Here is a 13,304-nt window from a genome sequence, read left to right as displayed (position 1 = left end):
TGTCTTCTCCGTGGTGGCGGGGCGGGCGGGGGTTCGGCCGTGCGCGTGGGGTCGGCCTGGGAAGTCAGCCCTTGAGCGCGCCGCCCAGTGCGAAGCCTCCGCCGAGCTTGCGGGCCAGCAGCAGGTAGAGCAGGACGACGGGCAGCGAGTACAGCAGCGAGAACGCGGACAACTGCCCGTACTGCGTCTGGTCATGGGCACTGAGGAAGGTGAACACGCTGACGGACGCGGGGAGTTTCTCCGGGGACAGCAGCAGGATGAAGGGGACGAAGAAGTTCCCCCACATGCCGATGAAGGTGAAGATGGTGACCACGACGACGCCGGGCCGCATCAGGGGCAGCACCACCCGCCACAGCACCTGCAGCGTGTTCGCGCCGTCGATCCGGGCCGCCTCCTCCAGGACGACCGGTACGCCGTCCATGAAGTTCTTCATCAGCCAGATCCCGAACGGCAGCGCGGAGGCGGCCAGGAACAGGGTCGTGCCGGGCATCGAGTCGATCAGGTCGACCTGCACGAACATGCTGTAGACGGGGATCATCACGGCGGTGATGGGCAGCCCGGTGGAGAACAGGATGGTGTACAGGAAGGGCCGCCGCAGCCGCGAGCGGTAGCGCGACAGCGGATAGGCGGCGAACACCGACACCACCACGGTCACCGCCGTCCCGAAGCCGCACAGCAGCAGGCTGTTGAGCATCGGCCGGTAGGTGGTGTCGACGTTGAGGACGGCGTCGAAGTTGTCGAGGGTGAGCGACGAGGGCAGCGTCAGGCGGAAGGAGTTGGTGTCGCTCACCGAGGCGAGGACCATCCACAGCAGCGGCAGCACGTAGAGCACCGACACCACGAGCAGGACGGCGTTGACCGCGACACGGCCGGGCCGCAGTCGGCGTCGTCTCCGCGTGGCGGGCCCGACGCCGGTGCGCCCGGCGGAGGTGAGGGGCGGCGGCGTGACCACGGCGGCCATCAGTCGTCCTCCAGTTTCAGGAGCCGGATGTACACGACGGAGAACAGGGCGCCCACCACCAGCAGGACCAGGGCGATGGCGGTGCCGTACCCGATCAGACTGTTCTGGAAGGCCTGTTGGTACATGAAGATCGGCAGGGTCTCGCTCTTGTTGCCGGGCCCGCCCCGGGTCATGGTGTAGATCAGGCCGAAGACGGAGAGCGTCTGCAGGGTGATCAGCATCAGGTTGGTGAGGATCGACGGCCTGATCACCGGCAGCACGACCCGCCACAGCCGTTGCCAAGGGCTCGCCCCGTCCATCTCGGCCGCCTCCACCAGTTCTTGGGGCACGTCGTTGATGGCGGCGGTGAAGACCATCATCGAGAACGCGGTACCGCGCCAGACGTTCGCCAGGCACACCGCCAGGATCGGCATCGTGTACAGCCAGTTCTGCTGCGGCAGACGCAGGGCCTCCAGGAGCGAGTTGAGCGAACCCTGGTCGTAGAAGAACGCGTACATCAGGTAGCCGGCGACCACTTCGGGCAGCACCCAGGCGGCGATGACCACGCCGCTGACCAGCGCCCGCACCGGCTTGGTGGCCTTCTGCATCAGAACGGCCAGGGCGAGCCCGAGCGTGTTCTGGCCGACGACGGCGGAGCCGACCACGAACACCAGCGTCAGCTTGACCGCGTTCAGGAAGTCGGTGTCCTGCAGCGCCCGGGTGAAGTTGTCCAGCCCGACGAAACGGGTGCCGGAGGCGCCGGTGAGCTGCATGTCGGTGAACGCGTAGTAGACGCAGTACAGGATCGGGCCGCCGAGGAAGACCGCCAGCAGGAACGCGGCGGGCAGGGTCGGCAGGCCGCGCAGCAACGTGCGGACGGCCGGGGTGGACACCCCGCGGGACCGGCGGTGACCGCCGGTCCCGCGGGGCGCCGGGGCGACGGCGGTCACGAGGTTCCCTCGACGGTCTTGTCGTCACCCACCGCGGACCTGACATCGTTGTCGAACGTCTCGGCGGCCTTGTCGACCGAGGACTGACCGGTGGTCACGGACTCCATGGCCTTCTGGATCGCGGTCGAGACCTGGTTGTAGGCGGGCAGGCCGGGCCGGTAGTGGGTGTCGGTCACCAGCTCGGTGAAGAACTCGTTGGTGGACACCGACTTCAGGTAGGTCGGGTCGGCCGCGACGTCCGTGCGCACCGCGATGGTGGCATTGAGCTCGTTCCACTTCGCGGAGTTGGTCTTCGTCCCCAGCGCGGTCGACAGGAACTTCCAGGCCAGGTCCGGGTTCTTGGCCTTGGCCGGGACCGACCACGCCCAGCCCCCGGACATGCTGGTCCGGCCGGGCGCCTGGCCGTTCTGGGTGGGCATGGCCGCGGTGCCCATCGTCGACTGCCACTCGGTCCACGGCTTGGCGCTGGAGGGCCCCCAGTTGTTGGGCATCCAGGAGCCGTCGATGTCCATCGCCAGCTTGCCCTCGGGGATCAGCTCGGTGCCCACGGTGGTGCCGAAGTTGGCGCCCAGCGCCTGCTCCTTGGCCGGGCCGAGTCCCTGGCTGTAGACGGTGTGCACGAACTCCAGCGCGTCCTTGAAGCCCTTGCTGCCCACGACCCACTTCTTCTGCGAGGCGTCGTACAGGGACTTGTCGCCGGCCGGAGTGCCGTACAGGAGCATCTCGAAGCCCTGCATGGAGGACGCCTCGCCGCCCGCCGTGCCGGTGTACAGGTTCAGCGGGGTGACATCCGGAAGCTTGGCCTTCACCGTCCTGGCGGCGCTCAGAACGTCGGCCCAGGTCTTCGGCTGCCAGGGCACGGAGATCCCGGCCTGCTGGAAGAGCTGCTTGTTGTACCAGATCCCGCGGGTGTCGGTGTTGTCCGGAACGCCGTAGACCTTGCCGTCGGAGGCACCGGTCACCGCGCCCTTGGCGGCGTCGGCGTACTGCGACCAGTCGGCCCACTTCGCGGTGTACGCGTCGAGCGGCTTGAGGTAGCCGCCCGCGATGTCGGAGTTGATCAGCGCGGTGTCCTCGTAGACCAGGTCGGGAGCGGTCGCGGGGGAGCGCATCATGAGCTGGATCTTGGTGTAGTAGTCGTTCTCGGAGGCGGTCACCGGCACCAGGTTGACCTTGGTGCCCGGGTTGGCCGCGGTGAAGTCCTTCACCATCGTGGCGAGGTAGTCGGCCTGGAGCTTGTTCGTGCTGTCCAGGTTCTGCCAGTAGACGACCCTGATCGATTTGGCCGAGCTGCCTGAGGAGTCCGAACCGCAGGCGGTGAGGGCCAGAGAGGTGGCGGCGGTGAGGGCCGCGGCGGTGATGAGTCTTGAGCGCACAGTGGTTCCTCCGGGACGCGAAACCTGAGGGGAAGCCGCGAGTTCCGGCCAAGGAGGCCAGGCCGGACAGCGCCCCGAGCTGGGCGCCACCTTGCGCTGCCTGGCCTGTGTGGCCGATTTTGGTGGCGTCAGATAAATCCAATTGATGGATTAAGTCAATGCTTCCAACCTGTAAACTTTCGCCCTGGGGGCGCCCGTGGGGGACCATCCCCGGTCGGCCGTGGGGGACGCGGACACCCGCGGCCACCAGGGGCGGCCCCAGGACCAGGGCTGACGTGAGGGGTTCAGGTGACCAACAGGTGACGACGCCAAGCGGTACGAATCTGCCGCGGGTCGGCGGCTACAACCAGGCCGTGGTCCTGGACGCCATCCGCACCAGGGACCAGGTGAGCCGTGTCGAGCTGGCCGCGCTCACGGGCCTGACCAACCAGACCGTCTCGAACGTCGTCCGTAAACTGCTCGACGCCGGCCTGGTGGCGGAGTCCGGCCAGGCCCCCTCCAGCGGCGGAAAGCGCCGCACCCTGCTGTCCCTGCGCGCCGACGGCGCCTGCGCGGTCGGCGTCCACCTCGACCCCGAGGCCGCGGTGATCGTGGTGGTCGACCTGGCCGGCGACGTGATCGGTACCCGCAGGCTGCGCCTGACCGACCCCGGCGACCCCGCCGACGTCGTGGACCGGGTCGCGCGTGCCGCCCAACGGCTCATCGACCGGAGCGGCGTGGACCGCGCCCGCCTGCTCGGCCTGGGCGTCGCCGCCCCCGGACCGGTCGACGGCACCTCCGGCGCCGTGGTGTCCCCGCCGAACTTCCCCGGCTGGGGACGCGTCCCCCTGACGGAGATGTTCGTCGAGGCCACCGGCCTGCCCGTCGCCCTCGACAACGACGCCACCGCCGCCGCGATCGGCGAACGCTGGATCGGCGGCGCCGACCGGGCCGGCAGCTTCCTCTTCATCTACCTGGGCACCGGCATCGGAGCCGGCATCGTCCTCAACAACGCCGTGCTGCACGGCGATTCGGGCAACGCCGGCGAGTTCGGCCACATGGCCGTCGAACCCGGCGACCGGGTCTGCCACTGCGGCGCCACCGACTGCCTCGGCCCGTACTGCAGCCCACCGGCCCTCATCGACGACCTCTTGCGCCGCCACGGGCGGACGGCCGCCGACCGCATCGGCCTGACCGGCACACCCGACTCCGTCCACGACGACTGGAAGGCCCTGCGCCGCGCCGCCCGCGCCGGCGACCCCGACGCCTGCGACGTCGTCCGCCGCGCCGCCCGCCGGATCGGCCAGGCGGCACGCGGTGCCGCCAGCCTGCTCGATGTCGGCCGCATCGTGCTGGGTGGCGAGGCGCTGCGCGGCATCGAGCCGATCATGCGGGAGGAGATCGAGGCAGCCGTCAACCGCACGTCCGTGGCCCGTGCGATCCGCGCGGTCACCGTCGAGCAGAGCCTGATCGGCGACACGGTGGGCGCGGTCGGAGCCGCGTCCCTGGTGCTGCACGGCAACTACACGCCGGGATGGCGGATGCTGACCGACGTGGCCGGGTAGGGCCAGGGGGCGCGCCCTGGCCGGCAGCGGAAACCGTGTCGTGTCGACCCGCCCCCCCCGTACCGCCCCCGTACCGCCCCCGTACCGCCCGGCGGGGCGGCGGATCAGTCGCGGACGGCGGCGAACACCGGTTCCATGCCGGAGGTGTCGGCCGCGACCCTGCCGTCGGCGACGAGCTGCCACATGCCCTGGTTGACGGTCCAGGCGTCGACTTCGAAGCCTTGGGCGGTCAGCCATGAAGCGATGCGGTCGGCGGTCTTCCGCCGCGTGGGCTTGCCCAGGAGGTAGGACAGCGCCGCGCCCTGCCACGCGGCGCGTTCCGGTACCGGATGTGCGTATCCGGCGGCCGCCGGGTTCATGGTGTCGGCCAGGTGCAGAACCGCGGCGATGATGCCACGAGTGTCGGTGTCACGGGTGGTCTCGTAGATCTTCTCGGCCTCGGAACGGAAGTCGTTCAACAGGTCCCCCTCTGCGGAATCGTGGTTCCTTCATGCAGAACCCGCAGAATAGGACCCCGAGTCCGGTCCATCCAGACCGCATGGGCGTCTTTCGGGCGACCAGGCAGGCGGACCGTGCGGGAGCCTGGTACCCCCGCACGGTGGGTTGCCGATACTCGGGATCGCCTCCCACCGCCCCCCGATGTCAGGCGCGGGCGAGTTCGGCGGCACCGAAGGACACGTCGAAGCGGTCGCACCAGATGCTGACGCTGGTGTAGCGGGCGGGGTCGATGTCATCGGGCAGCGTGTAGTTCTGGTTGCCCTTGTTCCCCTTGAGCCTGCCGAGGCTCACGTACTCCCCGTCGTCGAAGACGTGCCAGCCGGCCTTCCCCGCCTTCACCGGCGCGTCGGTCAACCACACCCGCAGGTCAGGCCCGTTGCTGGTGTCGAGGTTCTCCAGCCGGACGACGTGGGAGCCGTCGGCGAGCCGTACGAGCTTCACACTGCCCGATGTCGCGTGCTCGTGGCTGATCAGCTCACCGCTCGCCAGCGCCCGTGGCCGAGCGGGCGGGGAAGGCGCCTCGGAGGGCTCTGCCGAGGGCGCCGCCGCAGGAGGCTCGGAGGTCTCCACGACCCCGGGCAGAGCCTCGTCGACGGTCTCGTCCTGCCACAGCTTCCACGGCTGGAACCAGTACAGCCCGAAGCCGGCCACGGCGATCGCCATCACCAGTGCTCCGACGGCCAATCGCCCGGTCAGTACCTTCCGCACGCGCCCCATCCCCGCCCCGCCTCTTGAGAGTTCACCTGATCTCTGCCCCATTCAACGCAACGGGGCGGCCGTCCGGTAACCCCGCGGAGATGACGGAAGTCTTACGTCGTCCGACCACCTGATCGAGCAGTCGATCCCGGATCTGATGCAACTGCCCGACGAGAAGCCGAACCTGGTCCGTCACGCCGGCTGTGGTGCCGTTCTCCTGGCCCCCCGGCGCTGGGTGCGGTAGCTGCCGGTCAGGCGGCAGACGGCGTAGATCGTGAAGGAGACCGTCGTGACGTAGGGGCTGATGGGGATGCTGCTGCCCAGGGCGAGCAGGATGCCGCCCTCGATCGAGAGCACGGCGAAGACGACGCTGAGCAGCGGCAGCAGTACCGGCGAGGCGGTGACGCGGGCGGCGGCCGCGGCGGGGGTGACGAGGAGGCTGAGGACGAGCAGCGCGCCGACGATCTGCACCGACAGGGCGACCGCGAGACCGAGCACGAGCATGAAGGCGAAGGACAGCGCGCGCACGGGTACGCCGCGGGCCTCGGCCACGTCCGGGTCGGCGCTGGCGAAGGTGAGAGGCCGCCACATGATCGCCAGGGCGAGCAGGACGACGGTCGAGGTGCCGAGCAGCCACGTCGTCTGCGGGGTGTCGACAGCGACGATCTGGCCGGTCAGCAGGCCGAACTTGTTGGCCGCCCGGCCCTTGTAGAGGGCGAGGAAGAGCACGCCCAGGCCGAGGCCGAACGGCATGATGATGCCGATGACCGAGTTGCGGTCGCGGGCGCGCGCACCCAGGACGCCGATCACGCCCGCCGCAAGGAGCGAGCCGACGATCGAGCCTCCCGCGATGTTCACGCCCAGCAGCAGTGCCGCCGACGCGCCCGCGAAGGACAGCTCGCTGATGCCGTGCACCGCGAAGGGCAGGTCGCGCATGATGACGAAGACCCCGGCCAGGCCGCCGACGAGGCCGAGCGCGGCGCCGGCGACGAGGGAGTTGCGCACCAGCGCCAGGAGTTCGCCGTAGTTCTCGAAGCTGAAGATCTGGTGCCAGACTCCGTCGGCGAGCGTCATGTGCGCGATTCCTCGGTCTCATTTGGGTGGTGCGGTGGTGCGGCCGTCTCGTCGGGGGCTCCGACGACCACGACACGGCCCTGGACGCGGACGACGTCGACCCGCGTGCCGTACAGCCGTGTCAGCGACTCGGACGTCAGCACCTCCTCCGGTGTGCCGACCCGGTGACCGCCCCGTGCCAGGTACAGCACCCGGTCGACCAGGCCGAGAACCGGGTTGATCTCGTGGGTCACGAAGATCACCGCGGTGTCGTGGGAGCGGCGGCGGGCGTCCACCAGTTCGGTGACGGCCCGCTGGTGGTTCAGGTCGAGGGAGAGCAGCGGTTCGTCGCACAGCAGGATCCGCGGATCGGTCGCCAGCGCCTGGCCGATGCGCACGCGCTGCCGCTCGCCTCCGGACAGCCGGCCGAGGGGAACGTCGGCGTACGCCGAGGCCCCGACCGACTCCAGGATCTCGTCCACGCGACGGCGGACGGCGCCGGTGCGCAGCCGCGGTCCGAAGAGGTGCCCGTCGATCCCGAAGCGAACGAGGTCGCGGGCGCGCAGCATGGCCTGCGCGGAGAGTTCCGCCTGCTGGGGGACGTAGCCGAGGTGCCGGCGCGCCTCGCGCGGGGGCCGGCCCAGAACGGACAGTGTTCCGGCGGACAGGGGCTGCCGGCCCAGCAGAGCCCGTACGAAGCTGGTCTTGCCCGAGCCGTTCGGCCCGAGGACGGCCACGAACTCCCCGGGCCGTACGTCCAGGTCGAGGCCCTGCCACACCGTGCGCTCGCCGTAGGACACGGCCGCCCCGCGCAGACTGATCACCGCGGCGGTGCCGGCCTCACCCTGGCGGGCCCGGGGTACGGAGGCCGCGCCCGGCTGCCTCACTTGTCCAGCGCGCTCGCGAGCGCGTCGACGTTGGCGGTCATCCAGCCGAGGTAGTCCTTGCCCCGCGGCAGGGTCTCGGTCACGGGCACGACGGGGATTCCGGCCGCCTTGGCGGCGGCCTCCGCCTTCTCGGTCTGCGGGCCGGAGGTCTGCTCGTTGTAGACCAGCGCCTTGACCTGCTTGTCCGTGAACTGGGCCAGCGTGGCCTGCAGAATCCTGGGGGAGACGTCGTCCCCCTCCTCGATGGCCTCGCTGAACTCCGCGGGCGTCCTGTTCACCAGACCGCTCGCGTCGATCATGTACAGCGGCACGGGCTCGGTGATGGCGACGGCCTCGCCGCCGTGGTCCTTCTTGATCTGGGCTTCCTCGGTCTCCAGCGGCTGGAGCTTCGCCTTGAAGCTCTCGGCGTTCTTGGTGAACGTGGCAGCGCTGCCGGGGTCCGCCTTGCCCAGGGCGGCGGCCACGCTGTCGGCGATCTTGCGCACGGTGGGGAAGTCGTACCAGACGTGCTCGTTGAGCTCTCCGCCCTTGGGGGCGGTCTTGCCGGAGACCTTGACGGCGTTGATCACTTCGGCGGAGGAGCCGCTGCTCTTCAGCATGCGGTCGATGAAGTCGTCGTAGCCGCCGCCGTTCTCGACGACGACCTTCGCCTTGGACAGCGCCAGCTGGTTCTGGGTGTTGGCCTCGTAGGAGTGCGGGTCCTGGTCGGGGTCGCTGATGACCGACGTGACGTCGACCTTCGCCCCGCCTATCCGCTCGACGATGTCGCCGTAGACGTTCGTCGAGGCGACCACCGGGATCAAGGACGCGGAGGCCGGGCGCTGTGAGGCGTTCCCGTCGCTGCCGGAGTCCGACGAACTGCCGCAGCCTGCCAGGAGGACCAGGGAGGCGCCGGTGACCAGGGCGAGGCGCCGGGACGGGGGCATGGGCATGGGTGGTCCTCCACGGACGGGCGGGAACTGGAGTGTTCTCGGGAACTGGTCAGCCCGGAGCGGACCGGACATGCGACACGCTAGATGGAAATGAATGTCAGAACATGGCTGAAACCGATCGATATGAAAACCATTGCCAAGACTTGACGCGGTGCGGCGCTCGCGACGAGGCTCCCCTGCCTCCTGAGGGATGAATGGGTATTCATATGTTCCTGTATCGTGGGGAGGGCGAGGGAGCGGCAGCTTGCCGCGTGCCCTTATGCCCTCATGTGCCCCTCCTGAAGGACCTTCCGCTCCGATGACCTCCACCCTCAGTCCGTCTCCGGCCGGCCTGGCCGCGCCCGTACGGGAAGCTGGTGCGCCCCGTCGGCGCACGCGGATCCTGGCCCTGCCCGAGGTGCGCTGGGCCGGCGCGGCCACCGTCTTCTTCCTGCTCGCTCTGCCGCTGCACCTGACCGGCACGCCGGCCTGGCTGTGGGGCCCGCCGTACGCGCTGGCGTACGTCACCGGCGGGTGGGAGCCGGGCTGGGAGGGCCTGAAGGCCCTGAAGGACAAAACCCTCGACGTGGACCTGCTGATGGTCGTCGCCGCGCTCGGCGCCGCGGCGATCGGTCAGGTGATGGACGGCGCCCTGCTGATCGTCATCTTCGCCACCTCCGGCGCCCTTGAGGCGCTGGCCACGGCCCGTACCGCCGACTCGGTCCGCGGCCTGCTGGACCTGGCCCCCGCCACGGCCACCCGGCTGACCCCGGACGGCGGCGAACAGGCAGTCCACGCCGCGGAGTTGGCGGTCGGGGACACCATCCTCGTACGACCCGGCGAACGCGTCGGCGGCGACGGCCGCGTCCTGGACGGGACCAGCGAGGTCGACCAGGCGACCATCACCGGCGAACCGCTCCCGGTCGCGAAGGAGCCCGGCGACGAGGTGTTCGCGGGCACCCTCAACGGCACCGGCGCGCTGCGCGTCCGCGTCGAACGTGACGCCTCCGACACGGTGATCGCGCGGATCGTGCGGATGGTGGAGGAGGCGTCCGAGACCAAGGCGCCCACCCAGCTGTTCATCGAGAAGGTCGAACAGCGCTACTCACTCGGCATGGTCGCGGCGACGCTCGCCGTCTTCCTCGTCCCGCTCGCCTTCGGTGAGGAACTGAGCGAGGCGCTGCTGCGGGCCATGACCTTCATGATCGTGGCGTCGCCGTGCGCGGTCGTGCTGGCCACCATGCCGCCCCTGCTGTCGGCCATCGCCAACGCCGGACGGCGTGGCGTGCTGGTCAAGTCGGCGGTGGTGATGGAGCGGCTCGGGCAGGTCGACGCGGTAGCCCTGGACAAGACCGGCACGCTGACGGAGGGCGTGCCGAGGGTCACCGATGTCCGGCCGCTGACCGGATCGGAGCCGGGGGAGCGGGAGTTGCTGGCGCTCGCGGCGGCGGCCGAGCATCCGAGCGAGCATCCGCTGGCGCGGGCCGTGGTGGAGGCGGCGCGAGAGCGCGGCCTGCGGCTGTCGCCCGCGGAGGACTTCACTTCCACGCCCGGCGTGGGAGTGACCGCCACCATCGACGGACGAGTGGTCGCGGTGGGTGCACCGGCCCGGGTGCTCGACGGGGCGTCCGAGGCGGCAGCCGCTCAGGCGGTGGCCCTGGCCGCCGGGTTGGAGGAGGACGGGCGTACCGCCGTCCTTGTCACAGCCGACGGTGTACCGGTCGGCGTCCTGGGAATCGCCGACCGGCTGCGCCCGGACGCCGCAGCCACGGTCGTATCCCTCAGGGCCCTCACCGGCACCACGCCCGTACTCCTGACCGGCGACAACCCGCGGGCGGCGGCGCGCCTGGCCGACGAGGTCGGTATCGAGGAGGTCCGGGCCGGACTGCTGCCGCAGCACAAGGTGCAGGCGGTCAGGGAGCTTCAGGACGCCGGCCGCAAGGTCCTGGTCGTCGGGGACGGCGTCAACGACGCCCCGGCGCTGGCCGCCGCCCACATCGGCGTCGCCATGGGCCGGGCCGGCTCCGACCTCGCGCTGGAGACCGCCGACGCGGTGATCGTCCGCGACGAACTCGCCACCGTGCCCGCCGTGATCGCCCTCTCCCGGCGCGCCCGGCAACTGGTCGTGCAGAACCTCCTGATCGCCGGAGTGTTCATCGCCGGCCTCGTCGTCTGGGACCTCGCGGGCACCCTGCCCCTGCCGCTCGGTGTCGCGGGCCACGAGGGGTCCACCGTGATCGTCGGCCTCAACGGGCTGCGGCTGCTGAGGGACGCGGCCTGGCAGCGGGCCGCCTCGGAGGGCCTGCCGGTGAGGTGACACGCGCGGACTGCGTCGTCGACCGTCCGGCGGGCCGGTGTGCCGACCTGATCGGGGAGGCGGCCGAAGCCGGGCGGCCGGCGCGTTGCCGGGGATGAAGACCGCGTGGCCGACTCCCGCGATAGCCGTAGCCATAGCCATAGCCATAGCCGTCTCGGCAGACCAGGCGCACAGGTCGAAGTCACAGATCCGGCTGACCCTTGCCGGGGCCGGCATCCTCGCCTCGGCGGCCGTCGCGACGACGGTGGCGCTCCACTCGGGGCGTCGCGCCTTCGGTCGTCAGGGGAACCGCCCCCTGACTCCTCGTGCCTCGCCGCCACCACCGGTCGATTGACGCACCTGAGGTGCAGGGCCGGTGTAACGGGGGCGAGCCGGCCGCGGCATCGTCCGCCGGTCCTGCGGGTACTCAGGGGGCGCCATGGGCGTGACCTTCCGTACGCGTCCGCACGAGCAGTGAGGGAGCGCGCCATGGGACGCGACGGACCGCGGACGGGGCAGGGGGGAGCCGTACGCCTGCGTGAGATCACTGCGGACGTGTTCGGCTGGGACACGCTCCTGCCCGAGCAGCTCACGGCCATGGAATGGGTCCTGGCGGGCGAGGACTCCCTCGTCGTCATGTCGTGGTGGTGTCGCCGCTGCTGGCCCTGCAGCGGGACCAGATCGCCGGCCTGCCGGACGGCGACCGCGCCCCCGGTGCCGTCGCGGTCAATTCCGACCTGGGGGCAGTCAGGACGGAGGCCGCCTGGGAGGCGGTACGCCGCGGCGACGCCCGGTTCATGTACCTGTCGCCGGAGCAGCTGGCCAAGGACGAGGTGGTGGAGCGGCTGGCCGCAGCGCGTCCCGCGTTGTTCGTGGTGGACGAGGCCCAGTGCGTGTCCTCCTGGGGCCACGACTTCCGCCCCGACTACCTGCGCCTGGAACAGGCGGCACGCCGTGTGGGGAGACCCCCGGTACTGGCTCTGACCGCGACCGCTGCGCCACCGGTGCGCAGGGAGATCATCGAGCGCCTGGGCATGCGCCGGCCTCGGCTGATGGTGACCGGCTTCGACCGGCCGAACATCACGCTCGAGGTCCGCCGCTTCCTCGACGAGGACGACCGGCGCCGAGCGCTGGTGGAGCGGGCCGCCACAGAGCCCAAGCCGGGCATCGTCTACGCCGCCACCCGCAAGGACAGCGAGTTCTACGCCGCGGAACTGGCCTCCCTTGGGCTGGCCGCCGAGGCCTACCACGCCGGCCTGCGCGCCTCCGAACGCGCCCGGATCCACGACGCCCTCCTGTCCGGTGCGGCGGACGTCGTGGTGGCGACCTCCGCGTTCGGCATGGGCATCGACAAGGAGGACGTACGGTTCGTCCTCCACGCCTCGCTGCCGGGTTCCCTGGACGCCTACTACCAGGAGATCGGCCGCTGCGGCAGGGACGGCCGTCCGGCCCTCGCCGTGCTGCACTACCGGGCACAGGACACGGGTATGCAGACCTACTTCGCCGCCCGCAGCGCCGGCCGGGACACCCTGTCCGAGGTGGCAGACGCCGTCCACGACCACCGTGAAGACCCCGCCGGTCTGGACGAGCTGCGTCAGGAAACGGGCTTGTCCGTGAACCGGGTCACCGCGGCGGTGAATCTCCTGGAAGAGGTCGACGCCGTCGCCACGGGAGACGAGGGCGAGATACGTCCGGCCCCCGGCGTGTCTCCCGGCCGAGCGACGGAGCAGGCCGCGCAGGCCGCGCAGGCGCATCGCCGGAGCGACACGTCACGCGTCGAGATGGCCCGGGCGTACGCCGAGACGACCGGCTGCAGGCGGCGTTTCCTGCTCGGCCACTTCGGAGAGGAGTACGCGGCATCGTGCGGGAACTGCGACACGTGTGACGAGGAGGGCGCCGAGAAGGTTCGCGGGGAGCCGACCGCCCACCCCGCGGCGGCGACGTATCCCGTCGGGACCGAGGTACGGCATGAGCAATGGGGCGAGGGCACGGTGCTGAGCGAGGACCGGGACCGCATCACCGTTCTGTTCGATCATGCCGGATACCACACGCTGTCCCTCGAGGCGCTGGCCGCCCGGGACGGCTTGCTCACGGTGGTGCGCAGGCCGGGTCAGGACCGGTCGGCGACGTGACCCCGGCACCGCGTTTGCGGT

10 protein-coding genes and 1 pseudogene are annotated in these 13,304 nt (G+C 70.7%); 3 read left to right on the top strand and 8 right to left on the bottom strand.

Annotation, left to right across the window (positions count from 1 at the left end; all coding sequences use genetic code 11):
- Positions 1–64: 64 nt before the first annotated feature.
- The 3 genes from ACZ5XS_RS25460 to ACZ5XS_RS25450 are packed head-to-tail and all read right to left on the bottom strand — an operon-like array spanning position 65 to position 3,266.
- On the bottom strand, positions 65–961 hold the full coding sequence (locus tag ACZ5XS_RS25460) for a carbohydrate ABC transporter permease (protein ID WP_468654947.1): 897 nt from the start codon (positions 959–961) through the stop codon (positions 65–67).
- A complete protein-coding gene (locus ACZ5XS_RS25455) occupies positions 961–1,890 on the bottom strand; it encodes a carbohydrate ABC transporter permease (protein WP_468654946.1) in 930 nt (309 codons plus the stop codon). The genes ACZ5XS_RS25460 and ACZ5XS_RS25455 overlap by 1 nt, the downstream gene beginning before the upstream one ends.
- Positions 1,887–3,266: an extracellular solute-binding protein gene (locus ACZ5XS_RS25450; RefSeq protein ID WP_468654944.1), complete on the bottom strand. Its 1,380-nt coding sequence runs from the start codon at positions 3,264–3,266 to the stop codon at positions 1,887–1,889. The genes ACZ5XS_RS25455 and ACZ5XS_RS25450 overlap by 4 nt, the downstream gene beginning before the upstream one ends.
- Positions 3,267–3,565: 299 nt before the next feature.
- Between ACZ5XS_RS25450 and ACZ5XS_RS25445 the strand changes: the two genes are divergently transcribed.
- Complete coding sequence (locus tag ACZ5XS_RS25445) at positions 3,566–4,810, top strand: ROK family transcriptional regulator (protein ID WP_468654942.1); 1,245 nt, start codon at positions 3,566–3,568, stop codon at positions 4,808–4,810.
- Positions 4,811–4,914: 104 nt separating this feature from the next.
- On the opposite strand, the gene ACZ5XS_RS25440 is transcribed toward ACZ5XS_RS25445, so the two are convergent.
- The 5 genes from ACZ5XS_RS25440 to ACZ5XS_RS25420 form a co-directional block, all read right to left on the bottom strand.
- The gene (locus tag ACZ5XS_RS25440; protein WP_468654941.1) at positions 4,915–5,268 is read right to left on the bottom strand and encodes a hypothetical protein; all 354 of its coding nucleotides are present in this window, start codon (positions 5,266–5,268) and stop codon (positions 4,915–4,917) included.
- A 184-nt stretch (positions 5,269–5,452) separates the two neighbouring features.
- Complete coding sequence (locus tag ACZ5XS_RS25435; RefSeq protein ID WP_468654939.1) at positions 5,453–6,025, bottom strand: DM13 domain-containing protein; 573 nt, start codon at positions 6,023–6,025, stop codon at positions 5,453–5,455.
- Positions 6,026–6,196: 171 nt separating this feature from the next.
- Positions 6,197–7,078, bottom strand: coding sequence for a metal ABC transporter permease (locus ACZ5XS_RS25430; RefSeq protein ID WP_468654937.1), 882 nt, complete (start codon positions 7,076–7,078; stop codon positions 6,197–6,199).
- The gene (locus ACZ5XS_RS25425; protein WP_468655115.1) at positions 7,075–7,881 is read right to left on the bottom strand and encodes a metal ABC transporter ATP-binding protein; all 807 of its coding nucleotides are present in this window, start codon (positions 7,879–7,881) and stop codon (positions 7,075–7,077) included. The genes ACZ5XS_RS25430 and ACZ5XS_RS25425 overlap by 4 nt, the downstream gene beginning before the upstream one ends.
- Before the next feature lie 59 nt (positions 7,882–7,940).
- Positions 7,941–8,876 (bottom strand): metal ABC transporter solute-binding protein, Zn/Mn family, encoded by a 936-nt coding sequence (locus ACZ5XS_RS25420; RefSeq protein ID WP_468654935.1) that lies wholly within the window; start codon positions 8,874–8,876, stop codon positions 7,941–7,943.
- A gap of 298 nt (positions 8,877–9,174) precedes the next feature.
- On the opposite strand from ACZ5XS_RS25420, the gene ACZ5XS_RS25415 reads away from it, so the two are divergent.
- Together ACZ5XS_RS25415 and ACZ5XS_RS25410 are read left to right on the top strand one after the other, a co-directional pair.
- The gene (locus ACZ5XS_RS25415; RefSeq protein ID WP_468654933.1) at positions 9,175–11,172 is read left to right on the top strand and encodes a heavy metal translocating P-type ATPase; all 1,998 of its coding nucleotides are present in this window, start codon (positions 9,175–9,177) and stop codon (positions 11,170–11,172) included.
- A gap of 468 nt (positions 11,173–11,640) precedes the next feature.
- Positions 11,641–13,283, top strand: a pseudogene (locus ACZ5XS_RS25410) (RecQ family ATP-dependent DNA helicase).
- Positions 13,284–13,304 lie beyond the last annotated feature (21 nt).

The sequence above is a fragment of the Streptomyces sp. NPDC033131 genome (assembly GCF_055578365.1).
This window is presented reverse-complemented; position numbering and strand designations above follow the sequence as displayed.